Consider the following 24,508-nt stretch of genomic DNA (forward strand, 5'->3'; position numbering starts at 1 on the left):
ATGGGTGAGGTTGTGAAGATGACCGAAGCTGTTTCGGTGAGCGATGCCACGCTGCGCAGCTTCATGGGCTATCACGTCAAACGAGCGATGAGCGTATTGCAGGCGGACTTGAACGCCACTCTGAAACCCTTTGGCCTACGGATGGTGACCTATTCGGCGCTGGTGATGATCGTGGACAACCCCGGGATGCGGCAGACGCAGCTGGCCGATGCGCTGGCAATCGAGCGACCCAATCTGGTGGTGATTCTGGACCAGTTGGAGGAGCGCGGGTTGATCAGCCGTGACAAGGTGCCGACGGATCGGCGCGCCTATGCCTTGAACCCGACGGAGCAAGGCCGGGCGTTGTGCGCCGAGGCGACGGACGCGAACCGGGCGGACGAAGACCGGTTGTTGGCTGGCCTGTCGAAAGAACAGCGCGCGGCGGTGATCGCCGCGATGAACCTGATCGAACAGGGAGGGGAGGCATGAAACGGACAGAGCGGTTTCAGCCGCATGACACAACGCTGACGCGCCGGGATGACGGTGCGTTGATTTACCGGTCGAACAAGGCGCTGGGAACGCCAGTCGACCGGACCGGTGATTGGTTGCATCAATGGGCCGACGAGGCGCCGGAGCGGGTGTTCCTGGCCGAACGGTCCGGGGCCGGTTGGCGAGAGATGTCTTACGGGGCGGCGCTGGAACAGGTGCGGTCGATTGCGGCGAGCCTGCTGGCACGGGGTATGAATGGCGATACGCCGATCCTGATCCTGTCGGGCAACGGAGTCGATCACGGGCTGCTGGCGCTGGCGGCGCAATACGCGGGGATACCGGCCGTGCCGGTGGCCGAGCAATACTCGCTGATCCACGGAGCGCACGGGCGGTTGCGCCATGCGATCGAGTTGACCCGGCCCAAGATGGCCTATGCGGTGGATGCCGATCAATATGGCGAGGCGCTGGCTTTGGAGGCGTTTGAAGGGATTGAGGTGGTGGCCTCGGAGCCCGGCTCAAATGACAAGGTCACGCCCTTTGATGATCTTCTCAAAGGTGACGCGGGCGTCGATCTGGACGTGACCCGCGATGCTGTCGGGCCGGATGACACGGTGAAAATCCTGCTGACCAGCGGTTCGACCTCTTCGCCCAAGGGGGTGATCACCACGCACCGGATGATGTGCGTGAACCAGCTGCAAATCCTCGACAGCCTGCCGCAGTTGAAGGACCGGGTGCCGCGGATTGTTGACTGGCTGCCGTGGAACCACGTCTTTGGTGGTTCGCACAATTTCAATATGATGCTGGCCAATGGCGGCGCGCTCTACATCGATGATGGCAAGCCAGTGAAGGGGCTGTTTGAGCGCACGCTGGAAAACCTGTCGATGGTCACTGGGACGCTGAGTTTCAACGTGCCGGTGGGGTATGGATTACTGGTTGAGGCTTTGCGCGCCGATGCCGGGTTGAAGCAACGGTTTTTCGAGGACCTTGATCTGGTGTTCTATGCCGGGGCGTCCCTGCCGCAGGACATCTGGGAGGCGCTGGAAGCCATGGCGCTGGACATCAAGGGTGAGGTGCCGTTGATGACCTCGTCCTGGGGCCTGACCGAGACCGCCCCGGCGGCGATGTTTCAGCAGGAGCCGACCGACAGCGCGGGCGTTATCGGCGTGCCCATGACCGGGCTGGAAATGAAGTTGATCCCGGATGAGGAGATGCGCTGTGAAGTGCGCCTCAAAGGCCCGTCGATCACGCCGGGGTATCTTGACAATCCCGAGAAAACGGCAGAAGCCTTTGACGGGGAAGGCTTTTTCATTACCGGCGATGCGATGAAGTTTGTCGATCCGAATGATCCCAACATGGGAATGAAGTTCGACGGACGGATTGCCGAGGATTTCAAGCTGAATACCGGCACATGGGTGCGGGCAGCACAGCTGCGGATCGATCTGTTGGCACTGCTTTCCCCGCTGGCTGCCGATCTGGTGGTGACTGGGGCCGACCGGCACCAGATCGGTTTGATGATATTCCCGAATCTGACTGATTTGCAGGTGCAAGGGTTCGGTATCGAGAGTGACAATGGCGCAATGACGGACAAGCTGCTTCTCGGGGAAATCCGTCGGCGACTGGCCGAGAGGGCGCGTGAGGTCAGCGGCAGCTCGGTGCATGTGGGCCGAGCCATGGTTTTGAGCGAGCCTGCCGATATGGGTGCGGGCGAGATGACCGCGAAGGGCAACCTGAACTACCGCAAGGTTCTGGATCGGCGCAAGGCGCTGTTGGAGCGGCTTTATGATGATGGTGATGCCGCCGTCACGACGGTGTAAGGAGAATATGAAATGGTTGACGTGAACAAGGTACGGGCAATCGACATTCACACCCACGCGGAGGAGCCCTGTGGCTGCCATTCCGATGATGGCTATGACGACCTGCAGTCGACGATGGCGAATTATTTTGGCGCACCGTGGAAACATCCGCCCACTGTGCCGCAGACCGCCCAGCATTACCGCGAGCAGAACATCGCGGCGGTGATCTTCCCCGTCGATGCCGAGCGCGAGACCGGTTATCGGCGCTACAAGAACGAAGAGGTGGCCGAGCTGGCTGCCGAGAATGACGATGTGCTGATCCCGTTTGCCTCGATCGATCCATGGAAAGGCAAGATGGGGGTGCGTGAGGCCCGCCGCCTGATCCGCGATTTCGGCATCAAGGGGTTCAAGTTTCACCCCACCATGCAGGGGTTCTGGCCGAATGACCGGATGGCCTATCCCTTGTATGAAGCGATTGCCGAGGAAGGCGGCATCGCGCTGTTTCATACCGGGCAGACCGGGGTCGGCAGTGGCATGCCCGGCGGCAACGGGATGCGGCTGAAATACTCGAACCCGATGGTGATCGACGATGTGGCGGTGGATTTCCCCGAGATGAAGATCATCCTGGCCCACCCATCCTTCCCCTGGCAGGAAGAGGCGCTGGCCGTGGCGCAGCACAAGCCGAATGTCTACATTGATCTGAGTGGCTGGTCGCCCAAGTACTTCCCTGAAATTCTTGTGAAATACTGCAATTCGATCCTGAAGAAGAAGGTTCTGTTCGGGTCCGACTGGCCGATGATCACACCGGAACGCTGGCTGTCTGATTTCGAGAAGATCAACATCAAGGATGAACTGCGCCCCGATATCGTCAAGGGCAACGCGGCGCGTTTGTTGGGGCTGGCGGAGTGATGTAATACCGGTGCGGCGCGGCGCGGCCCCGCTATGCCCGGCGGGTAAGGCCTGCAATCCCGGACAGGACAAACAGACTGGCAGCGAGGCTGACGATGCTGGGACCGGCCGGCGTGTCGAACCACAGGGCCAGCTGCAACCCGCCCAGGACCGAGGCGATGGCGATCCCCGTGGCCAGAACCGCCATGCGTTCGGGCGTGTCGGCAAAGCGCCGTGCGGTGGCTGCCGGTATGACCAGCATTGCGCCAATCAGCAGCACACCAACCACTTTGATCGCCACCGCCACCACCAGGGCCAGCGCAAGGGTCAGCACCATTTGCTCGCGCTTGGGATCAATTCCCGAGGCAAAGGCCAGGTCGTCATTGAGGGTCGAGGTCAGAAGCGGCTGCCAGCGCCACCACAACAGGCCCAGAACCAGCAGCGCACCAGCCCAGATGATCAGCAGATCGGACTTGCCGACGATCAGGATGTCGCCGAAGAGCCAAGCCATCAGGTCGAATTGCACCCCCTGAACAAAGGACACCGCCACAAGGCCAAAGGCCAATGCCGAATGGGCGATGACCCCCAGAAGGGTGTCGGTCGCGTGGGTCCGGCCCGATAGCGACGACACCGCTCCGGCCATGATCAGCGTCACGGCGAGAACGGCGGCGAAGGTCGAGATGTTCAGGGCCAGTGCCAGCGCCACACCAAGGATTGCCGCGTGCGCAGTGGCATCGCCGAAATAGGCCATACGGCGCCAGACCACGAAGCTGCCCAAGGGAGCAGCGGCCAGCGCCACGCCGATCCCGGCCAGAAGGGCGCGGATGAGATAGTCATCAAGCAGGGTCATTGGGTGGGCTCGTGGTCGTGTGAATGGTCATGGGAGCAGCTTTCGTCATGCACGTGGTCGTGTTCGTGGCGGTAAAGCGCCAGCGCGCCATGCGTGCCCGAGCCGAACAGCGCCCGGTATTCCGGGGCCGAGGCCACGTGCTCCGGCGCGCCGTGACAACAGACATGAGTATTGAGGCAGATCACCCGGTCCGAGGCGGCCATGACCACGTGCAATTCGTGGCTGACCATCAGGACCGCACAGCCAAGTTCCTGTCGAACGTCTTCGATGGTTCGGTAGAAGGCGGCCGAACCGGGCTGGTCGAGACCTTGGGTGGCCTCGTCCAGGATCAGGAGTTGTGGATCGTTCAGAAGCGCGCGGGCCAGAAGTACCCGCTGGAATTGGCCACCGGAGAGGCCGGACATCTGCCGCGCCCCCAGGTCACCTGCGCCAGCACGGGTGAGAGCGGTGGCGGCGGCTTCGTCGCTCACACGACGCGGCAGGCTGAGGAAACGGCGCACGGTGATCGGCATAGTCGGGTCGATGTGCAGTTTCTGGGGGACGTAGCCGATGCGCAGCTTGGGCGCGCGCGCGACCTTGCCCGAGCTGGGTTTGATCGCGCCGATGATGGCGCGCAGAAGGGTGGATTTTCCCGACCCGTTGGGGCCGACGATGGTGACAATCTCGCCCGGGTCCAGTGTCAGATCGACATGGGACAACACGGTGTTGCCGTCCAGTTTGACGCTCAGGTGATCAAGGGAAACGAGGCTCATTTTGCCGGGCTTTCCTGGCAATGGGGACAAAGCCCTTCAACTTCGATCACCGCGCGCTCGACGCTAAACCCTGCGTCGCGGGCGGCGCGGCCAAGGTCGCCCTGCAGCGGGTCGGCATAGGCCTCAGCTACGGCGCCGCAGTCACGGCAGATCAGGAAAGCGGGCGCGTGGCGCTGGCCCATATGAGCGCAGGCGATGAAGGCATTCAGGCGTTCGATCTTGTGGGCAAAGCCATGCGAGGTCAGGAAGTCGAGCGCGCGATAGGCGACCGGGGGCTGGGCGCCAAGACCTTCTTCGCGGAGCCGGTCGAGGATGTCATAAGCGCCAAGGGCACGGTGTTCCTCGAGCAGGATTTCCAACACGCGGCGGCGCTGGGCAGTGAATTGCAGTCCTTGCTGTGCGCAATACTCTGCTGCGACCGCCGTGCCGGAATGTACACAGGCCGCGTGGTCGTGATGTTCAAAGCCGATGGCGGTCATTTGCCTCTCCGATCAGTTTGAGGGTTGATATGTTATAGTATTACAATTATCAAGCGCCGGGTTTGAATTGTTGCGATGCGAGGAAAGATGCGCAATCTGCTATTGGCTGCGGTGGCGGGAATTTGGGGAACGGTTGCAACCGCCGAGGTGCCCAAGGTGGCGGTGGATATCTTGCCGGTGCATGCGATGGCCGCCAAGGTGATGCAGGGGCTTGGGGAACCCACACTGGTGGTGCGGCCCGGGGCCTCACCCCATGGTTACGCGATGCGGCCGTCCGAGGCGCGGGCAGTGCAGGAAGCGCAAGCGGTGTTCTTTGTATCCGGTAACCTGACACGGTGGTTCGAGCGGGCCCTGGCACCGTTGCAAGCGGCTGGCGGACGAAGTGTCGAGTTGTTGGAAAGTGAAGGCACCACTCGGCTGACCTTTCGCGAAGAAACCCGATTCGCCGGGTCGTCCAGGAACCAGGATGAGCATGGGCATGATGAGGACCACGATGATGGTCATGAAGAGGATCAGGTGGATCAACATGATGATCTTGCAGAAGACGGCGGTGACGACGAAACACATGTGCATTATGGCCCTGATCCCCATGGTTGGCTCGACCCGGAAAATGCCAAGATCTGGATGGCTCACATGGCGGAAACCCTGGCCGAGATGGACCCGGAAAACGCCGATATATATCGGAGCAACGCCCGCGAAGGGCAGGGTGAAATCGACGCTGCCATGGCCCGGGCCCAGGCGCTGTTGCAGCCTGTGCATGAGGCGAAATTCGTGGTCTTTCACGATGCCTATCAGTATTTCCAAAACCGGTTCGATCTGCATGCCGTGGGGGCGATTTCGAGCTCGGACGCAGAAAAACCGGGGCCACGCCGCGTAGCGGAGCTGCGCGAAATGGTGGCCGAGGAAGAGATCGTTTGTGTTTTCGCCGAACCGCAGTTCAATCACGGTCTGATCGACACGGTGTTCGACGGTGGCGGCGCCCGGGTGGCGCAGCTTGATCCGTTGGGGGTCACGCTTGAGGCCGGGCCGGAGATGTACCCGGCATTGATAGACAAGCTGGCGCAGAACATTGCCGTCTGCCTGGGTGGAGAGTGATACGGTATTTCCGCCAGAAATCGGGGTCTCGCCGCTATCGTTGCGACAGGTCGTCCTCAAGGTAGTAGCGCACGTTGTCCTCGAAACTGGCATCGGCGCTCAGTCCCAGCGACAGCGCCTTGTCGGTGTGGATGTCGAAGCGCCAGCCATTGACGATTGCCTCGATCTCGGGCTGGCTTTCCCAGCGGATCAGTTTGGCCGGGTCCGGACCGGCAACGGCAGTCATCGCGTCAATCATCTGGCCAATGGTCAGGGTCAGCCCCGGCATGGTCATGGCTCGGTTCTGGCCCAGTTTCTCCGCCGGGACTTCCGCGCCAAGAACCAGATTTTCCACGCATTTTCGCGGTGACAGGTAAAAGTGCGGGAAGTCCCGTCCGACCGGGCAGATCGCTTCTTGCCCGTTCAAAGGCTCGCGCAGGATCGAGGACATGAAGGACGATGCCGCCCCGTTGGGCGCGCCGGGACGGATCGAGATCGTCGGCAGGCGAAACGCCCGCCCATCGATGAAACCGCGCCGGGAATAGTCGTTAACCAGCAGCTCGACCATGGCCTTTTGCGAGCCGTAGGAGGTTTGCGGATTGAGGAAGGATGCGTCGGTGATCGGGTCGGGAACGTCTCCGCCAAAAACTGCCAGTGTTGAGGAAAAAACCACCACTGGCTGCGTTCCAAGGGTACGGCAGCGCTCCAGCACGTTGTAGCTGCCGAAATAGTTAGCCTGCATGCCGGCCTCGAAGGCGGCTTCGGCCTGGGCCGAAGGGATGGCGGCGAGGTGAAAGATCACATCGCAGTCCGGCGTGATCACGCGTGCCACGGCCTGTGGATCGGCGATATCGCAGGCCACCGTGTCCACTGCCATTGCCGCGACGTCGATCGGGTCGGGTTTGACCACGTCCGCCAAGGTCAGCCGTGTAATCGCTTTCCCGCGCAATTCGGCACGGGTCGCCAGCAATTGCCCGAGTTTGCGGCCGAGCATGCCCGCGCCGCCAAGGATCACGATGTTCATGATGCATCTCCCAAGTTAAGGAAATCCTGACAGCAGGGGCGGTGGTTTGTCTAGGGGGTGCTGCTGGTCATCAAAGACCAGGTCGCCAGCCCCACCACCGCCAGCATCGCCATGTCGGTGCCGAGGAACCGGCCGAAGACAAATGGAAGCGAGGGCCGGAAACTCTAGGCCGCGTCGAACACGGCAGTACTCAGAACCCCGGGGGCAGGGGGTGATAATCAAGAGCAGCACGGCATGGGCGAAGGTCAGCATTGTCGTTCAGTCAGGCTGCGGGGCTAATCTGGCTCGAAATCCTCATGTCTCGCGCGGTTTGCCTTTGCAGGATGGCGCTACACCTGCAATTGTCAATCGAGGGTGCCTGTGATTGATCAGGCGAAACAAGGGTTTGGGAGGACGACATGGCGCAAAGCATCATCATCACCGGGGCCGGGCGCGGGGTTGGCAAGGCGACGGCAGAGGCGTTTCTTGAAGCGGGCTGGAACGTGGGTTTGATGGGGCGCACGGGCGGCCTGTTGGAAGAGGTGGCCGCAGGCCAAGAGCGGGCGCTGGTGCTGCCCTGCGACGTCCGGGACGAGTCCGCAGTTGCCGAAACGTTTGGTAAGGCGGCATCGCAGTGGGGTCACCTGGACGCGATCTTCAACAATGCCGGTGTCTCGCTGTTGTCGGCCACCGTGGACGAGATCGAGGTGGAGGCCTGGCGCAATCTGATCGACATCAACCTGACGGGCTCGTTCATCTGCGCCAAGGTTGCGTTTTCCATCATGCGGGCGCAGGACCCTCAAGGTGGGCGGATAATCAACAACGGCTCTGTCTCGGCCTATGTGCCGCGCTGGGGTTCGGCGGCCTATACCGCGTCGAAACATGCGATCACCGGTCTGACCCGGTCGATCTCGCTTGATGGGCGACCGTTTTCGATTGCCTGTGGACAGATTGATATCGGCAACGCGTTGACCGACATGGCGGCAAAGATGACCACCGGCATGCCGCAGGCCGATGGCGAGGTGAAAGTCGAAACGGTGATGGATGTGGCCCATGTGGCCAGTTCGGTGGTGCACATGGCGTCGCTGCCGCTCGATGCAAATGTTCAGTTCATGACGGTGATGGCGACAAATATGCCTTATATCGGAAGGGGTTAGCATGGGTTTCTTGCGATATTTGAAACCCGCCGCCCCAAGCGGTTAACATGGGTTCCCCTGCGAAAAGCCGGGGGCTGGTATCCGTCGGCTTTCTGTCGGGTATCTGTCGGGCGTTCGCTGCCGTACGGAGTTAACCGGATATTGATTGATGCGGCGAGCGGTGGATGCACATGCTGTTAGGTCTGTGCGCGTGGAGCGCTTGCGCAATGAGTATTTTGGTCAAGAAAGAGATCATGAGGCCGTATTTCTTTCTTGGCAAAAATACTCAAATCCTACCTGGCCACGGATGCGGGGATTCAATCCGGACACGATGGTGAGGCGAACCCGCCGAGCGTGCGCTCGGCGCCACCAGATGCCATGCGGGGCCGAGCGAAGCGAGGCCCCCGGGCGACGGCGAAGCCGGCGCAATCCCGGCAGGTCACTGCCGGGTGATGGTGTAAAGCTGACCGGTGGGCAGGGGGCCGGCGATGGTGGTCTCGGACCCGTCGGGCCAGCGGATATGGGCGCTGTCGGCCTCGGGCAGGTCGGCGAGCCCGAAATGAACATGTGGCGCATCGAAGGACATGAAGCCACCGCCCAGTTGCAGCTCTTGCCGCTGGCTGCGGCCGGTGCTGTCGGTGAGGGTGATCACGGCGCCGATGCCGTCGCGGTTGCCGGTATGATCGACAAGGGCAAAGCCGATGGCGCGGGATTGCGCATTGTTGCGAAAGAACGCCAGCGGGCCGTTGACCGGGTGGGTCAGGATGTCGAGATCGCCGTCGCCGTCGGCATCGAACTGGGTGGCCGAGGCAGTCATCAGGTAGTCCTCGAGTCCCATGGGGCCGGAAGCCTCGGTGAATTTGCCGCTGCCGTCATTGTCGAAATAGAGGTTTGACGGTGTGACCTCGTTCGGAACCCAGGTGCCGTTGACGATGTACATGTCCAAGTCACCATCGAGGTCGAAATCACCCAGTTTCGTGTCCCAGCTCCAGCCGCCCACTTCCAGGCCGCGTTTCTCGGCGGTGTCGGCATAGCCCTCGCTTTGCCATTCCAGAAGAACGTTCGAGCGCAGGATTTGCTGGTGGGTCAGATCGGCCTCCTCAGCGGGCACGGGCCGGGGCGGAAGAAAATGTAGGTCGCAATAGGCGCGTGGGATCGGCTGGTCCTTGGGGATCAGCTTGCAGACGCCGGGGTCGCGTTTCTGGATTGCCAGGTCCTTGACCAGAAGGGCACGGCATTCGGATTTGTAGCGTCCGCTCATCTGGCCGCATTTGCTGGCATAGGTCGGGTCGAAATTGTTGCCGGTCTTGTACCAGCGTTTTATGCCCATGTTCTTTTCGCAGATTGCTTTGGCTTCGGCGTCCGCGATGGCATCGCAATAAAGTTCGATGTCCTGCATCTTGAGGGTTTCCGAGATGCCCGAGCTGCGGCCCGCGATCTGTGCAAGATAGATTTCCGGATGGCCGTTGCCCGAGAGATCGCCGGTTTTGAGGGCCATCGTCGTGGTTGTGGTGTGCGGAATCTGGCCCGAGGCATGGGTGATCATCTCCCAGTTTCCTGTGCCATCGCCGAGGTAGAAGTAGTCGGGAATGTCGAAATCATTGCCGACGATCAGGTCCGTGTGGCCGTCGTTGTTGATGTCGGAAAACAGGATCGACAGGGTCTCGCCGGGGATGCCGGGCATGTCGGTTGTCTTGCCGCTGGGCGTGCCGTCGACGGTCCAGAGGATGCGGTTGCGGCTTTCCTCGCCGGGGATGCGGCGGTACCAGCCGGCGGCCCAGTTGCCCATGGCGATATCGAGATATCCGTTCTGATCGGCATCGGCGAAACTCATCGCCATGGCGAGCGGGGTCGAGGGGTTATTGAGCAATTTGACCGGGGCCGAGGGGCCGAATTGGCCGTCATGGTTGCGCCAGAAAAAGCTGCCTTGCAGGTAGGTCGCCACGGTCAGGTCAAGCCAGCCGTCATTGTCCAGATCAGCCAGCGCGGCATTGAAGATATGGGCCTGTGCAAGCGGGCCGAGATCGACGGTTTGGCGGGTGAACTGGCCGGTGCCGTCGTTGAGATAGAGGTAGAGGCCAACTTCGGTCGAGGCGATGGCGATGTCGAGATCGCCGTCGCGGTCGATGTCACCCGAGGAAAGCGAGCGGCCTTCCCAGAACGGTGGCCACATGTCGCGCATGGAGAATTCGACCGGTTTGTCGATGCCGATTTTCGTGGCCTCCATGCGGGTGAAGGGGGTGTCACCGGCGGGGGAAGGGGCGGCGAAGGGTGCGGCGGTAACGGTGGTGTTTCCGGCGTCTTCGCTGCTGACTTGCCACGGGTCGGTCGTGGCGGCATGGGCGGCGGGGATCAGGCTCCAGCCGGGGGCCGGGGCGGTCATGGGCGCGCGGGCGTCTTCGAGCAGCATGCGCAGGGCGCGCTCGGTCTGCCAGTCGTGATATGTTTGGGCGATGAGCCCGCCGAGGATGCCGAGAAGAACAACGCTGCCGGTCAGCATCCATGCGGCACGGCGGCCCACGGATTGGTAGATGATCAGAAAGGAATAGACCGAGAAGCTGCCCAGCGTGAACAGCAGCACCATGACGTAACCGTGCGACAGACCAAGGCCCAGAAGCCCTCCGGTCACGACCACGTCAAAGGCGATGGGCACGGGCAGGAAGACCCCCACCAGCGCCAGCGGGATCAGGATCCAGGCGGCATAGGGCAGGCCGAGGATCAGATCGTGGGGCAGGAGCGTGGCGGCCAGCGCGCCGAGGAACCCGGCCAGAAGCATCAGCGGCACGGTGAGTTTGATCACGAACCAGAGGTTCTTGAAATAGGCAGTGATGACCGAGACCAGAGCGGCGATGATCCCGGGCTTGGGCGCCTGCCCCACCGCGGGGCCGTCGAGGCCGAAGAAGGCGGGCGGCGAGACATCAACCGGAATGATTTCACGCTCGGGCAGGGTGCGGCAGATAAAAGGGATCAGCAGGAGGATGATCACCAGGCTGAGGACGATTTTCAGCGCCGCCATATAGGGCGGCATGACGGAAAACAGCATGGTCAGCACCACGATGTTGAGCGTGGGCGAGGCGATCATCGCCGACAGCGTGGTTTCGGCCCGCATGCCGGCGGAATACATCCCCTTGGCAATCGGGGCGGCGCAGTTGACGCACACGCCTAAAGGCGTGCCGATAATGAGTCCGAGGAAGGAATTGGCAAAGCCGTTGCTAAAGCTGCGGCGCTGGACGTAAGCCGCGGCAGTCAGGAACCCGGCGGCAAAGAGAAGGCCGAATGTCATGCCCTTTTTGTTGGTGTTGATCCAGTTCAGCGTCGACCAGAAGATCCGCTCGAGCACGCCCATGTCGGGGCTGACCGGGAACTTGGCCTCAAAACTGAGCGAATCCTCAAGCTGGATCGCGCCCGCCATCATCGCCTTTTCATCAAGCGCCGGATAGCGCGAGGTGGTCCAGAACACGGCGGCCAGACACACCAGGATCAGCAGGGACAGGATCAGGCGCGGCGGATCGATTGTTCGGGCGGAGTGGTTCATGGGACCAAAAAGGTAAGAGTGGCGCAGGCCATGCGGGATTATTGCATGGAACGGATTGATTTCAAAGGAAATCCAGCGGGCGTTTCAGAGCCCGCCGCAAGGATCGGGCCGGGATCAGCCCTCGTCTTCCTTGATGTCCTTTTCCGGCACGATCACACCGCGTTCGACGGTAAAATGGCCCTGGCCGTGATACGGGATGGCCTCACTGTCGGACTGGTTCTCGCCGCGACCGGAATCGATCTGGTTGACGATCTTGCGTGTCTTGTCGGTCGCTGCCGTAAGCTCGTAACGGTAGACACCGTCCTGAACATCACCGGAAAGCTTGTAGACCGGGGTGCCGGACTGGGCGTGGATTGTCACGATCTTGCCTGAAGGTTCTGAGATGGTCAGGGTGGCATTGGTCAGCCCGATCCAGTTGACGAACCAGATGGCGTTGGAATTGTGCTGTTTGACCGGTTCGGCAGCCTGAACCGCAGTGGCGATCAGAGCGGCGATAGCGGCCGTAAGAAGCGATTTGAGTTTGGGCATAACAAGGTCCTGTTGACGATGAATTTCAAAAACTGCAGCAAGTGCGAGGGGTCGGCAAGCCGCTGCTGCGAAAAAAGTGACACTCTACCACTCCGGTTATCCCGCAATGTCGGGTTGAAAACCGGAAGCGCCAGATGAGTATAACGCATAGAGGGCCTGTGAAAAGGTTGCAGTTTTACCCGTTGCGCCGGTTCTTGCCACCTGTCGAAGGGCCCGGCCCTAGCGCTTCAGACGGTCGGCGGCGAGAACCTGGGCCTGGTTGATCTGGGCCGGAGTCATCAGCTTGGTTTGAGTAAGCCCCAGCGCCGAGGCGTTTTCCTGACCGGCGGCCTCGGCCAGGGTCAGCCACATCTGGCCGAGGACAAAATCCTGAAGAACGGCGCGGCCCTGGAAATGCATCAGGCCGAGCCCGGTCATGGCCGGGCCGTACCCCTTGGCTGCGGACGTCGAAAACAGAGAGGCTGCACCGCGCAGGGCGGCATGGTCGGATTCAGGATCATTGGCCAGCAGCCAGCCCAACTGGAATTGCGACACCGGATCGCCCGCATTGGCCGCCTGCACCAGGCGCTGGCGGGTTTCCGGCGTATCGGTCAAGGGCTGCAGCCGCGTGTCGTAAGGGATATGCGCGCTGTCCTTGTCCGACGCGGTCTCAGAACCCTGCCCGCCCATGCGGTAAAGCTCGGCGGCACGGGCCTCGTCGATGGGGACACCAAAGCCATTTTCATACATTACACCAAGGTTGCGGTGGGCCTGTTTCATGCCCTGTTCCGAGGACTTGGCAAAGAGTTCAGCCGCGCGGGCATAGTCCTGTTCGACGCCGTTGCCGCGCGCATAGAGCAGGCCGAGGTTGTTCTGGGCGCGGGCGTTGCCCTGCTCGGCGGCCTGGCTGTAGAGGCTGTGGGCGCGGGTGAAATCCTGTTCGACCCCGCGACCGTTCTGGTAGAGCACACCGAGGCTGACGATCGAGGGCAGGAACCCTTGTTCGGCGGCCTTGGTATAGGCCTCGGCGGCGGCGGCGGGGTCGGATGAGCCGTCGGCGCCGTTTTCAAGTGCGCCGCCAAGATCGTGCAGGAATTGCGGGTCGCCGGATGCGGCGGCGGCGCTCAGCCAGCGCAGCGCCTGCGCCTGGTCGCGGGCAACGCCGAACCCGGCGTGATGGTAGCGTCCGAGGAAGTTCTGGGCTCCAGGGTGGCCGGCGGCAGCGGCGTGGGTGAACCACTCGGCGGCGGTGGCAAAGCTTTGCGCGACACCATCGCCGTGGTGAAAGCGCAAACCCTCGGCAAAGAGCGTTTCGGCGTTGGCGGGTTCGGCGATGGGGGCGGGCGTGGTGGTCTGGGCCGAGAGAGGACTGACCAAGGCGGCAAGGGCCGCCAGGGCGATGATCAGGCGAGTGTTAATCATTGGAGGAAGCCTTGTCGCTGTCCTTGTCCGCATCGCTGGTTTTGATCTGTTGCACGGTCTGCGGAGCGCGGGCCCCTTCTGCGGCCATCCAGCTGCGGGCGGCTTCCTGCGCCGTGGCCACCTGTTCCGGCGTCATCAACTGCCCCAGGAGGGCGCGTTGTTCGACAGCCTCGGCGATGCCCTGGGTGGCGGCGATGTTGAACCATTTATGCGCTGCAACATAATCCAGCTCGATACCAGCCCCGGTGGTGTATAACATGCCAAGACGAAATTGAGCCGTGGCATCGCCCATTTCGGCTGCCTCAGAGAGTAGGTTGGCGATATGGGCCTCATCCCCGCCACGGTCCTGCAGCAGCAGGGCCAAAATGGTCCGGGCCGGGCGGTTTTCACCGCGCGCCTGCTGTTCCAGCCAGGCCAGCGCCTCGGCATCGTCCTTTTGGGTTACGGCCAGCGCTGCCCATGGCACAGCGGTTTGCGGCGCGACCAGCCCGTCGAGCAGGCCGCGGGCGGCCATCCGGCCAAGTTGCAGCCGGGCCGCGGCGAAATCGGCTTCCTCGTCGGCAAGCCGCAACAGGCGGACCGCCTCGGTCAGATCGCGGTCTGCGCCGCGCCCTTCGGTCAGCAAAACTGCCTGGGCCAGCATACCGCGGGGGTCACCGGCGGCGGCCGCACGGTGGTACCAGTCATAGGCGGCCTTGTCGTCCTGGGGCAGGCCGTGATCCGGTCCCTTGAGGTGGATATGCCCCAACTGGACTTGGGCGCCTGTATCGCCGGCCTCGGCCGCGGCTTGCAGCCAGCGCAGCGCCTCGGTCACGTTGCGCGGGCCGCTGGCGTCAGTCAGATAGCGCAGACCGAGCTCGCGCTGGGCGACGGGAAGCCCTGCTTCGGCGGCGCGGCGGAACCAGGACAGGGCCGCGGCGCGATCCTGCTTCATGCCGTTGCCGCGATCCAGCGCTAAGGCAAGGAAAAGCTGTGATTGGACATGGCCGTTGGCGGCGGCCTCGGTCAGCCAGCGCTGAGTTTTAACGGTATCCTTTTCGGTGCCGATACCGCGGGAAAAGGCCTTGGCAAGCTCGAACTGGGCGGCAACGTGCCCCTGTTCCCCGGCGGCCAGGAGCCAGTTCAGTGCATTGGCAGGATCGGCCTCCATGCCGACACCGTTCTGCATCGACAGAGCCAGGTAGTATTGCCCGCCGGAATTGCCGCGCGCAGCGGCGCGTTGCAGCAGCGGTGCAGCGGCCAGCGCGCCTTTTTCCGTCTTGGAGCTGAGGTAGATGCGGGCCAGAAGCACCATCGCCTCTATATGGTCCTGATCAACCGCCTTTTGCAGCCACGTCGCCGCGGCCTTGTTGTCGCGCGGGCCACCATGGCCATTGGCCAGAACCCGGCCATAGCGGTACTGCGCCAGCGCGGTGCCTTCGGTTTCGGCCAGGATTTTCAGACCCTCGCGAACAAAGACCATGTCCCCCGCGGCCCAGGCGCGCTCGATTTCGGCCATGGTGGGGGCGGCGGGTTGTGAGGGTTGGGCGGGGTTCTCACCGCTGGTCTGTGCCGGAAGAACGTTCGGGCCAAGGACCAGGGCACAGGCAAGGCAGAGCGGGACAAGGCGGAAAGAATGCAGCGTCATCTGGGGAATCCATTGTTCGGGTTCTTGGTTGTGGCGGTCGAAAAAACTGAAACTATAGGTGTAGGTTAAGATGCGATGCGCGCATGGTCAAACCGGCAATCGCAAGGTCAGCCAGAGGAGGCCGGTTGCCGCCGCCAATGCCGCACCGAAGGGCAGGGGCCGTGTGGCCTGCATCGCATGGCTGCGCCCCATCAGCGCACCGATCAGAGCAGAGGCAAGCGCCGCAAGAGATGCCATGAGAACCATGATCGGCAGCATTTCCGGGCCAAGTGCGGCCCCCAGCCCGGCCATCAGCTTGACATCGCCCAGGCCCAGCCCCTCGCGGCCGCGCAGCCAGAAATAGGCCAGGCGCAGGGCCAGGAAACTGCCCAGCCCGATGGCCGCGCCCCAGATTGCATCGGTCATTGACGGCAGGCCTGTTTGCCAGGCCAGCAGCAGCGCCACGATCAAGAGCGCCCCGGTCAGCAGATCGGGCAGGCGAAAATGGTGCAGATCGGCCGCGGCCAGCGTCACGAGAAGCCAAAGAAAAACAGCATAACCCCAGGCCAGCATTGGCGTCGGCGCCAGAACCACGGCAAAGAGAGCAAGGCCGACGGTGGTCAGTTCGAAGTAAACAAGCCAGGACGGGATCGGTGCGCCGCAATGGCGACAACGGCCCCGGGTCAAGGCAAAGGACAGGATCGGGATCAGGTCACGGGCGGAGAGGGGGATCTTGCAGCTCCGACAATGCGAGCGCGGCAGGATGATGCTTTCGTCACGCGGCAATCGGTCGGCTGCGAGCGCCAGGAACGAGCCGGCAAATGGCGAAAACACAAGCAGCATCAGGATATATGGATCGGTGAGGGCCATGCGGTCTCATACGGTGTGGATGACTGATTGTCAGCCCGTTTGCCGCCTTGTAGGGTGGAACCATTCAAGCAAGGGCTATTTCGCATGACTGACACAACGCGGCGCACAACCGGCAAATCCGATGACGGGTTTTCCCTTTTGGAACTGATGGTTGTGGTGGTGATTCTGTCGATCCTGGCACTGGTCATCGTGCCGCGTGTGATCGACCGCCCGGATCAGGCGCGGGCGGCACGGGCGCAGTCGGACATCGCCGCGATTGTCAGCGCGGTCAAGCTCTACCGGCTTGATAACTTCCGTTATCCCAGCACCGAGCAGGGGCTTGCGGCGCTGGTGAGCAAGCCGGTGACAAGCCCGGTGCCGGAAAACTGGAGCAAATACATGGACCGGCTGCCGGTCGATCCCTGGGGCAAGCCCTATCAGTACCTGGCACCGGGCGTGCATGGCGAGTTCGACGTGTTCACCTATGGGGCGGATGGGGCCGCCGGCGGCAGCGGCGCCGATGCGGATATCGGATCGTGGGCGACGCAGTAGATCAACCGGGAAACCACGCGCGCGCCGGGTTTTCGCTGATCGAGCTGCTGGTGGTGATTGCGATTTTGGCGGTGCTGGCGCTGGGTGTGGTGTTCACGGTTGGCCGCGACAGCAAGAGCAGTGATCTGGAAGCGTTTCGCAGCGCCTTTGTTTTGCAGCGCGATCTGGCCATCGAGGGGCGCGAGATGCGCGGGTTGCGGATCGGTCCGCGTGTCATGCAGGTCATGGTCTGGCGACCCGGCGATGGGCAGGAACCGGCAGGCTGGCAGGGCGCGGGGGACGGGCTGCGCTGGCGCGGCCGGGTCGGGTTTTCCACCGCGCAAATCCCGCCAATGGGCGCGCCCGAGATCGTGTTCCTGCCGGATGGCCAGGGCAGCGGGTTTTCGGTGCAGTTCGATGATGGCGCACGTTGCGAGAGCGATGGATGGACAGGGTTGTCATGCGGATGAGTGCCCGGTGGCATAGCCGGCGCAGGCCGGGCCGGGCGCGGGGCTTCACCCTGGTCGAGCTCGCGGTTGCGATCCTGGTCCTGTCGGTCGGCGCCATCGCGGCGACCCGCGCCGGCGATCAGGCGCAGCAATCTCTGGGCGGGATACAGGCGCGCATACTGGCACGAATCGTGGCCCAGAACCGGGCCGAGGAGTTGCACCTTTTCGGTGCCATTGCCGCGCTGCCTGAAACGGTCGCGATGGGCGGCCAGAGCTTTGTCGTCAAGGTCGAGCAGGCCCCGACCCAGGGCGGTCTTGTCGAGGCCCGGATCACCGTGCGGTCCGCCCTTGGACCCGGCGCGCAGCTTGTCGGGTACGTGCCGCAGTTCGGAGAGCGGCAATGAGCCGGCGGATGCGCGAGAGGCGCGACCGGACGCGCGGGCTGACCATGATCGAGCTGGTCGTGGCGATGTCGGTTTTTGCGCTGGTGGCGGTGCTGGGGCTGCAATCGCTTGGCGGGATGCTGCGGCAGCGTGACCGGGCCGCCGAGTTTGCCGAAGCCGGGGCCGGGCTTGGGCGGGCCACCAGCCTGATCCGGCAGGACCTGTCGCTGATGGTGCCAGTGTTGTTTTATCCACCCGGCGGTGGCGTGGTCTCGGCACTCGATGCCGACCCGGCGGGAAACTGGATGTCTCTGAGCGTCGGGAACGCGCATCGCTATGCACCGATGGGAAAATCCGGTCTTGTCGAACGGGTGGAATACCGGCTGAACCGAGAGACCGGGCAGCTGTTGCGCGGTGTCTGGCGCACCGTGTGGCCGGTCGGCGCGGACCAGAAAAGCCCGGACATCGTGGTGATGGAGGGGGTTGCCGACCTGCGGATCCGCAGCCACTGGACCGGGATCGGCTGGATCGAGGGGGTGCGGTTCGCGGCGTTGGACAAGACTATGCAGGAGGTACGCAAGTCGCAACAGGATGACGCCGGAGTGGCAGCGGAGACCTATTCCGATTTTCTGCCCCAGGCGGTCGAGATTACCCTGGTGACGCAGGCGTTTGGAGACATCCGGTTGCTGGAGACATTGCAATGAAAATGGCAATGAACAGGGCAAGACGGCAGGGTGGCTTCGTGCTTGTCAACGCACTGATCATCGTGGCCGCCCTTTCGGCGGCCGCGGTCTATATGCTGAGCCGGGCCGAGAGCGGCAGGGTCCGGGCCGAAGTGGCACTGCATGCGGTGCAGTTGGGGCTCTATCTGGACGGGTTCGAGAGCCTGGCGCGGGCAATGTTGGAGCAGGACCTGCAAACCGGAGCGCAGACAGATCACCCAGGCGAGGCCTGGGCCCGCGCGGTGCCGCCGGTGACGCTGGACCGGGGTCAGGTGCGCGGTCAGATCCGCGACCTGCAGGGGCGGTTCAACCTCAACCGGCTGGCCGATCCCAATGACATGCTGGCCCGGGCCGCATTCGAGCGGTTGGCGCAGCGGCGCGGGGTGTCGTCGGTCAGCGTTGCCGCGATTGCCGGGTTTCTTTCTCCGGACGGCCCGGCCGATCCGCGGGCCTATGCCCATAAGGAGGTGCCAGAGCGCCCGGTCGGAGGCGCCCTGGTGATGGTTGAACAGCTGCGCGGCATTCCAGGGCTGAGTGCACGTGATATCGAGAGGCTGGCACCGTTCATCGCGGTCCTGCCAGCGGATGCGTCACTCAACATCAACACGATATCGGCAGAGGTCCTGGCCAGCTTTTTCCCGAACGTCGAGGTCACGCATATTGGTGCGCTGGTGCAATTGGCGCGGCGGCAGCCCTTTGCTTCGATCGAGACCTTCCTGAACGAACTTGGCAAGATCGTGACCCCGGAGGTGATCGAGGACCTGCCGGCGGCGTTCTTTGCCGTCGGATCGTCGTGGTTCGAGGTTGAGATAGTTGCCGATCTGGACGGGCGACGGGCATCCAGACGGGTTGTGATCAACCGTTTGTCGCTTCCCCAACGGCCAGTGGTGGCCTATCGTCTGGACAACTGGAACTGAGAGGGTGGCACACCGGTGGTGCAGGCGGGTAACAAGGCAGGGCGCGTGACATGACGGCAGCGTCGCCCACGTTCAATCCCAAGGGGTTTCTGCGTCTGGACGGTGTCGGCAGCACGCGGCCCGGCAAGCGGCAGGTGGCTCTGGTGCCGGGCGCGCGTGTGGCGGTGATGACGCTTGATTTGCCTGCGGGCCTGCAAGGGGCCGCGCGCGAAAAGGTCGCCCGGCGGCAGGTCTCGGACATGACCGGGCAGACGGCCGAGGCGTTGGATATCCGCCCGTTTCATGGTCCCGGAGGGGCACGGGCCTGGACCCGGGTTCTGGTGGCCGGGGCGGATGAAGTTGCAGGTTGGCGGCGGGTCGCGGGAGAGCGCTGTCGCGCGGTGCTTCCGGACTATCTGGGCTTGCCCGCGGCCGAGGGTCTTTGGACCGTTTACGTTGAAGCGGATACGGTGATGGCGCGGCTGGGACCCGGGGATGGGTTCTCTGCGGCGCCGGAGTTGGCCGGGGCGATGCTGCAGCGCGCCTGGGACGAGGTGGAAGAGCGTGACCGGCCCAAGGCGATCCTTTTGATCGGGCAGGATGCGGCGGGACTACGTGACTGGGCCGATGCTACCGGAGTGGCGGTTGTTGAGAAGATTGCCGAGCTGGGTCGGTTGGGCGTGGCAACGCCCAAACCTCTGGCCCATGGAGAGTTGGGGTTTGATCTGCGCCGCGACGCCCAGGCGGCGCGGGCGCGGCTCAGGGCGCGAGTGCTACCGTGGCGCTGGCCGGTTCTGATCGGGCTGGTTGCGGCGGGTCTGTGGGCGGCGGGGCAGATTCTGGCAACCCAGCGGCTGGAGGAGCAGCGCCGCGAGATGACGGCGGCAACCATCGCACAGGTGCGCGAGCATTTTGTCCCGCAAGGGCCTATTCTCGACATCCGCACCCAGGTTAGCCGCGAGATCGAGGCGCGCCAGGCCGGGCGTGGTGGCGGGCCCGAGGTGTCGCATATCGCGCCGCTCGAGCTGTTCGGTGCGACCGCCGAGGTGCTGGCCGCACAACGCGCCCGCGTCGGCGTGGTCAGCTATGGCCCGGTGCAGGGTTTGGAAATCACGGCCGAGTTGGCGGATTTTGCCGCGCTCGATGGGTTGGTCGAAGCCCTTGGTGTGGCGGGATTGCAGGTGACGGTTCTGCAATCGCGCAGCGTCGACGGCGGCACGGAGGCGCGGTTGAAGCTGTCGACAGGCATCGGCGGGGAGGACAGGCCATGAGCATGATCGACTGGCTGGTGGCCCGGACAGGGCGCGAACGCGGGCTTTTGGGCGTGCTCTTTGCCATTTTGGTGCCGCTGGGATTAATCCTCGGGGTTCTGTTGCCCCTGGGGGAACGCCGGGCCGGGGCCGAACGGGCGCTGGAAGAGGCGCGCATGCTCAACATCTGGGTCGCGGCGCGGGCCGAAGAGGCCGCCGCTCTGGGCCTTGTGCCGGTGGAGTCGGCGAAGGAAATCGCCCCGATTGGCATTTCGGCGCTGGAACAGGGGTTGAAACAGGCCGGGCTCTGGCCCTATGTCAGCCGCCTTGAAGCGCGCAGCGAAGGCGGCATCGCACTTGATTTCCAGGAGGTCGAGTTCGTTGACCTGATCACCTGGCTGCAGACGGTCGCGCCGCGCTGGGGTTACGGTTTCGAAGGGTTCCGCTTCGAACCGCGCGAAGTGCCGGCGATGGTCAAGGTCTCGATTGCCCTGTCGGAGGTTGGGGTGGACTAGGCGACCGCGGTCCGGTCAGGGGTGCCGACCGCGGCGCTTGTGGCAGGTACGGGACGCTCCGCGGGGTGGTTTTCGTCCACGCAAGAGGCGCAGGGCTGGGGCTCTTTCTTGGGACAAATACTCATTCACGACATCTGTGCCTGAGGCCTGTTTTCAGCTTTCCGAGTGACAGGTGCAGCCGCGCCGCGCGTCAGCGCGGCGCCGCCAGATACCATGCGGGCCGAGCGAAGAGGCCCCCGGGACGCCGTCAGCTGCGCAACAACCTCCACTGTGACGCTGTCAGGCAGCGCAAACCTTTATCCAGCGACCATCGACTGCATGTCGAAGATCGGCAGCAGCACCGCCAGCACGATGGTCAGAACGAAGGCACCCACCAGCATCATCAACATCGGCTCCAGCAGGGCGGCAATGCGACGGCGCTCGGTTGAGAGCGCGTTTTCAACCATCATCGCGGCGCGTTCGGTCATGCGCGCCAGCCGAACAGAAGCCTCGCCCGCAGCAATCAGCTGTCGCGCGACCGGCGGGATAATCGACAGGCGCTCCAGCGCCGAAGACAGGGTTTCGCCCTGGCGCACGGCTTCGGTGACCGCGCGCCCTTCATTGGTGAATTGCCGGACCCAGAGCACCTGTGACGCACTTTCGGTGGCACCCAGGACCGGCTGGCGGCTGGCCAGAACCAGCGCCAGTGTGCGCAGGTACTGCACGGCCGCACCGCGCCGCATCAACCGCCCCACCATGGGCAGGCGTAACAGAAAACGTGCCCGCGCCTGGCGCCAGCGCGGGATGGCCGAGGACGCGCCCCAAAGCACCAGCAACCCGCCCGCACCGATCAACAGCCAGAGTGCGTTGGCAGATATCCAGTCGGAGATGCTCAGCATGGTGCGGGTCAGCCCGGGCAGAGGGCGGCCAGACATTTCAAACATTGATACGATTTCGGGGGCCACGGTCGTCATCAGGATGCCGCAGACCAGAAGCGACACGGCGGCGACGAAGGCAGGGTAGATCAGCGCGGTGGAAATCTGTGCCTTGTCGGTGCCAAGCGTCTCCAGGTGATCGGCCAGTTCCCCCATCACCGTCGCGGTATCGCCGGCGCTTTCACCGGCGCGCACCGAGGCGATGTAATAGGCGGGCCAGCCTGCGCCGGTGCTTTCCAGCGCCTCGGACAACGACGCGCCTTCCATCAACTCGGCGCGGGCCCTGGCCGCCACTGCGTCCAGGGCTGGATGTCCGCCCTGGCGTACTGCCTCCAGCGCGGCTTCGGTCGGCATTTCGGCTGCCAGAAGCACTGCCATCTGGCGGGTGAACACCGCCTGAAGATCGGCACCGAGCCGAATACGACGACCGGCGCCCCGGGCGAGTGACAGGGCGGACTGTCCCTTGGTCGCGCCCTGTTGCGGGGTCAGGTCTTCGACAAACAGTCCCTGGGCCTTCAATTCGGCCGAGGCCTGAGCCTCGGTGTCGGCAATAACGGTACCGGTCTTGCGTTGGCCAGCATCGGTATAGGCGGTATAGGCATAGGCCCTCATGCCACGTCTCCGACGACGCGCAGGGTCTCGGATACGCTGGTTTCGCCAGCGGTAACCTGGGTGAGACCTTGGCCGACCAGAGTCTCGTCGCTGCTGAGCGCCAGCGATTTCATCTCCGATTCCGCAGCGCCCCGGTCGATGGCTTCGCGCAGGGCTTCGCCGACTTCGATCATCTCGAAAATGCCGATCCGGCCGGAATAGCCGCTGTTGCCGCAGGCTTCGCATCCTGTCGCATCGAAGATCTCGAGCGGCAGGGGAAGGCCGTGGTTTTCGAAATGCCGTGCTTCGGATGCCGTCGGGGCGTGGGGCGATTTGCAGTCCGGGCAGAGGCGGCGCAACAGGCGCTGGGCAATGACGCCGCGCAGGGTGGCCGCGATCAGGAAGTTGTCGAGACCGAGATCGCGCAGGCGCACCACCGCGCCGATGGAGCCGTTGGCGTGTAGTGAGCTGAAGACAAGGTGGCCGGTGAGCGCGGCCTGGGCCGCAGTGCTGGCGGTTTCGCCATCACGGATTTCACCCACCAGGATCACGTCGGGGTCCTGGCGCAGGGTGGCGCGTAACCCTGCGGCAAAGGTCATGCCGATCTCGGCGTTGATCTGGCTTTGCGAGATGCCGGGCAGGTCATATTCGATCGGGTCCTCGACGGTGACGATGTTTCGTTCATCGCGGTTGGCAAGTTTCAAGAGCGAATAAAGCGTCGTGGTCTTGCCCGAACCGGTCGGACCGGTGGCCAGGATGATGCCGTTCGGCAGCGCCGAGAGCCGTTCGAGAAGCGTCTGCTGCGCAGCGGAGAGGCCCAGTTCCGACAGCGGCATCAGTCCCGAGGAGCGATCGAGGATTCTGAGCACGATGCGTTCGCCGTAATTGCCCGGAAGCGAGCTGACCCGTGTGTCGATGCCGCGCCCACCCAGCGACAGCGGGATGCGCCCGTCCTGGGGCAGGCGGGTTTCGGCGATGTCGAGCCCGGCCATGACCTTGAGCCGCGAGACCACACGCTTCACCGGCACGTCCGAGCGGTCCATCACGGTTTGCAGGAAGCCATCCACCCGCATCCGGGCGCGCAACCCGCCCTCATAGGGTTCGACATGCAGGTCCGAGGCGCCCGAGCTGACGGCGCGTTTCAGAAGGGAATTGACTAGTTGGATGACCGGGGCGTCCTCGGCCTCGTCCAGAAGGTCGCGGCCACGGGTTGATCCGGTGGTGCCATCTTCGAGATCGAAAGTGAGGTCTTCGCCGTCGCCCGCGCCCTGGCCGGATTGATAGCTGCGGGTCAGGGCGGCCTCGAACCCGGCGACGGTTTCCTGCTCGAAGTGGAGCGGGCCGGGCGGCGCGCGGCGCTGGGCCTCGCGCAGGCCGAGCGAGGTGGCACCGGGTCCGGCAATGATGCGCGCACCATCGAGGATCACCTGGTTGTCGCGGGCAAAAGCAAAGGGCAGGCGCGCCGGGGCCGCTGATGACACAGAGGCCGGAGATGGGGTTGCGGAGTCCTCGATCAGATCAGTCCTTTGCTGGTGCCACGTTAGTTTGGGGGAGTGTCCAACATTGGATGGGGGGAAGGCAAGGGTCGGCGAGAGTGCGGTCTTTCGAAACATGTGGCGCGTCGACGGGATGCTACCTCTGCTATGTCTCATTGCCGGTGCGGAAGGTGTTTTTTACGGCGCGTCGGGTTTGCGGCTCGGGAGAAGGTGATTGTACGATAGGCGGTCGGATGGCCTGGAGCTGGCTTTCGAATTGCTTGCGCAATCCGACCGACTGGGGGGCCAGCCCCCCAGACCCCCCGGGATATTTCTGGCAAGAGGAAGAGGCGGACCGGGGTGTTGGAATGACCGCTTGAGGCCAGAAGCGGACTTGGCGGTAGGCCGGTTTGCAACCCT

General features: G+C 63.5%; 23 protein-coding genes. 12 read left to right on the plus strand and 11 right to left on the minus strand.

Translation table 11 applies throughout. The annotated features are described in order from the left end of the window. The 3 genes from RXV86_RS00200 to RXV86_RS00210 are packed head-to-tail and all read left to right on the plus strand — an operon-like array spanning position 1 to position 3,170. Complete coding sequence (locus RXV86_RS00200; protein ID WP_316296785.1) at positions 1-468, plus strand: MarR family transcriptional regulator; 468 nt, start codon at positions 1-3, stop codon at positions 466-468. Beyond that, positions 465-2,282: a feruloyl-CoA synthase gene (locus RXV86_RS00205; protein ID WP_316296786.1), complete on the plus strand. Its 1,818-nt coding sequence runs from the start codon at positions 465-467 to the stop codon at positions 2,280-2,282. The genes RXV86_RS00200 and RXV86_RS00205 overlap by 4 nt, the downstream gene beginning before the upstream one ends. Positions 2,283-2,294: 12 nt before the next feature. Continuing rightward, on the plus strand, positions 2,295-3,170 hold the full coding sequence (locus tag RXV86_RS00210; RefSeq protein WP_316296787.1) for an amidohydrolase family protein: 876 nt from the start codon (positions 2,295-2,297) through the stop codon (positions 3,168-3,170). Between the two features lie 31 nt (positions 3,171-3,201). On the opposite strand, the gene RXV86_RS00215 is transcribed toward RXV86_RS00210, so the two are convergent. Genes RXV86_RS00215 through RXV86_RS00225 form a run of 3 tightly spaced genes read right to left on the minus strand, consistent with a single transcriptional unit; the run spans position 3,202 to position 5,230 of the window. Next, on the minus strand, positions 3,202-3,999 hold the full coding sequence (locus RXV86_RS00215; RefSeq protein ID WP_316296788.1) for an iron chelate uptake ABC transporter family permease subunit: 798 nt from the start codon (positions 3,997-3,999) through the stop codon (positions 3,202-3,204). Next, the gene (locus RXV86_RS00220) at positions 3,996-4,751 is read right to left on the minus strand and encodes an ATP-binding cassette domain-containing protein (RefSeq protein ID WP_316296789.1); all 756 of its coding nucleotides are present in this window, start codon (positions 4,749-4,751) and stop codon (positions 3,996-3,998) included. Before RXV86_RS00220 ends, RXV86_RS00215 begins: the two co-directional genes overlap by 4 nt. Then, positions 4,748-5,230, minus strand: a complete 483-nt coding sequence (locus tag RXV86_RS00225) for a transcriptional repressor (RefSeq protein WP_316296790.1) — start codon at positions 5,228-5,230, stop codon at positions 4,748-4,750. The genes RXV86_RS00220 and RXV86_RS00225 overlap by 4 nt, the downstream gene beginning before the upstream one ends. Before the next feature lie 87 nt (positions 5,231-5,317). Between RXV86_RS00225 and RXV86_RS00230 the strand changes: the two genes are divergently transcribed. Beyond that, entirely contained in the window at positions 5,318-6,325 is a 1,008-nt protein-coding gene (locus RXV86_RS00230; RefSeq protein WP_316296791.1) for a zinc ABC transporter substrate-binding protein, read from the plus strand. A 34-nt stretch (positions 6,326-6,359) separates the two neighbouring features. On the opposite strand, the gene denD is transcribed toward RXV86_RS00230, so the two are convergent. Continuing rightward, positions 6,360-7,328, minus strand: a complete 969-nt coding sequence (gene denD / locus RXV86_RS00235; RefSeq protein WP_316296792.1) for a D-erythronate dehydrogenase — start codon at positions 7,326-7,328, stop codon at positions 6,360-6,362. A gap of 398 nt (positions 7,329-7,726) precedes the next feature. Here denD and RXV86_RS00240 point away from each other — a divergent pair, with 398 nt between their 5' ends. After that, positions 7,727-8,464, plus strand: coding sequence for an SDR family oxidoreductase (locus RXV86_RS00240; RefSeq protein ID WP_316296793.1), 738 nt, complete (start codon positions 7,727-7,729; stop codon positions 8,462-8,464). Between the two features lie 418 nt (positions 8,465-8,882). On the opposite strand, the gene RXV86_RS00245 is transcribed toward RXV86_RS00240, so the two are convergent. The 5 genes from RXV86_RS00245 to RXV86_RS00265 all read right to left on the minus strand — a co-directional run bounded on the left by RXV86_RS00245 (position 8,883) and on the right by RXV86_RS00265 (position 16,383). Further along, the gene (locus RXV86_RS00245) at positions 8,883-11,978 is read right to left on the minus strand and encodes an FG-GAP-like repeat-containing protein (RefSeq protein ID WP_316296794.1); all 3,096 of its coding nucleotides are present in this window, start codon (positions 11,976-11,978) and stop codon (positions 8,883-8,885) included. 114 nt (positions 11,979-12,092) lie between these two features. After that, the gene (locus tag RXV86_RS00250; RefSeq protein WP_316296795.1) at positions 12,093-12,506 is read right to left on the minus strand and encodes a hypothetical protein; all 414 of its coding nucleotides are present in this window, start codon (positions 12,504-12,506) and stop codon (positions 12,093-12,095) included. Positions 12,507-12,725: 219 nt separating this feature from the next. Next, positions 12,726-13,907: a tetratricopeptide repeat protein gene (locus RXV86_RS00255; RefSeq protein ID WP_316296796.1), complete on the minus strand. Its 1,182-nt coding sequence runs from the start codon at positions 13,905-13,907 to the stop codon at positions 12,726-12,728. After that, positions 13,900-15,534, minus strand: a complete 1,635-nt coding sequence (locus tag RXV86_RS00260; protein ID WP_316296797.1) for a hypothetical protein — start codon at positions 15,532-15,534, stop codon at positions 13,900-13,902. The genes RXV86_RS00255 and RXV86_RS00260 overlap by 8 nt, the downstream gene beginning before the upstream one ends. Positions 15,535-15,621: 87 nt before the next feature. Continuing rightward, positions 15,622-16,383 carry an A24 family peptidase gene (locus RXV86_RS00265; RefSeq protein WP_316296798.1) on the minus strand — a complete coding sequence of 254 codons (762 nt, stop codon included), beginning with the start codon at positions 16,381-16,383 and terminating at the stop codon, positions 15,622-15,624. Between the two features lie 84 nt (positions 16,384-16,467). Here RXV86_RS00265 and gspG point away from each other — a divergent pair, with 84 nt between their 5' ends. Genes gspG through gspM form a run of 7 tightly spaced genes read left to right on the plus strand, consistent with a single transcriptional unit; the run spans position 16,468 to position 21,108 of the window. Then, a complete protein-coding gene (gene gspG / locus RXV86_RS00270; protein ID WP_316296799.1) occupies positions 16,468-16,914 on the plus strand; it encodes a type II secretion system major pseudopilin GspG in 447 nt (148 codons plus the stop codon). Beyond that, entirely contained in the window at positions 16,899-17,363 is a 465-nt protein-coding gene (locus tag RXV86_RS00275) for a prepilin-type N-terminal cleavage/methylation domain-containing protein (protein WP_316296800.1), read from the plus strand. Before gspG ends, RXV86_RS00275 begins: the two co-directional genes overlap by 16 nt. Beyond that, positions 17,360-17,746: a type II secretion system protein gene (locus RXV86_RS00280; protein WP_316296801.1), complete on the plus strand. Its 387-nt coding sequence runs from the start codon at positions 17,360-17,362 to the stop codon at positions 17,744-17,746. The genes RXV86_RS00275 and RXV86_RS00280 overlap by 4 nt, the downstream gene beginning before the upstream one ends. Further along, a complete protein-coding gene (locus RXV86_RS00285; RefSeq protein ID WP_316296802.1) occupies positions 17,743-18,429 on the plus strand; it encodes a type II secretion system protein GspJ in 687 nt (228 codons plus the stop codon). Before RXV86_RS00280 ends, RXV86_RS00285 begins: the two co-directional genes overlap by 4 nt. Before the next feature lie 8 nt (positions 18,430-18,437). Next, positions 18,438-19,364 carry a type II secretion system minor pseudopilin GspK gene (gene gspK / locus RXV86_RS00290; protein ID WP_316296803.1) on the plus strand — a complete coding sequence of 309 codons (927 nt, stop codon included), beginning with the start codon at positions 18,438-18,440 and terminating at the stop codon, positions 19,362-19,364. Positions 19,365-19,414: 50 nt separating this feature from the next. Next, positions 19,415-20,614, plus strand: a complete 1,200-nt coding sequence (gene gspL / locus RXV86_RS00295; RefSeq protein WP_316296804.1) for a type II secretion system protein GspL — start codon at positions 19,415-19,417, stop codon at positions 20,612-20,614. Continuing rightward, the gene (gene gspM, locus RXV86_RS00300; protein WP_316296805.1) at positions 20,611-21,108 is read left to right on the plus strand and encodes a type II secretion system protein GspM; all 498 of its coding nucleotides are present in this window, start codon (positions 20,611-20,613) and stop codon (positions 21,106-21,108) included. The genes gspL and gspM overlap by 4 nt, the downstream gene beginning before the upstream one ends. A gap of 296 nt (positions 21,109-21,404) precedes the next feature. Here the strand turns inward: gspM and RXV86_RS00305 are convergent, their stop codons facing one another. After that, the gene (locus tag RXV86_RS00305; RefSeq protein ID WP_316296806.1) at positions 21,405-22,634 is read right to left on the minus strand and encodes a type II secretion system F family protein; all 1,230 of its coding nucleotides are present in this window, start codon (positions 22,632-22,634) and stop codon (positions 21,405-21,407) included. After that, on the minus strand, positions 22,631-24,094 hold the full coding sequence (locus RXV86_RS00310) for a GspE/PulE family protein (RefSeq protein WP_316296807.1): 1,464 nt from the start codon (positions 24,092-24,094) through the stop codon (positions 22,631-22,633). The genes RXV86_RS00305 and RXV86_RS00310 overlap by 4 nt, the downstream gene beginning before the upstream one ends. Positions 24,095-24,508: the final 414 nt, after the last annotated feature.

The sequence above is a fragment of the Aliisedimentitalea sp. MJ-SS2 genome, from assembly GCF_032586155.1.
In the GTDB taxonomy this organism is placed as follows: Bacteria; Pseudomonadota; Alphaproteobacteria; order Rhodobacterales; family Rhodobacteraceae; genus JAWHTC01.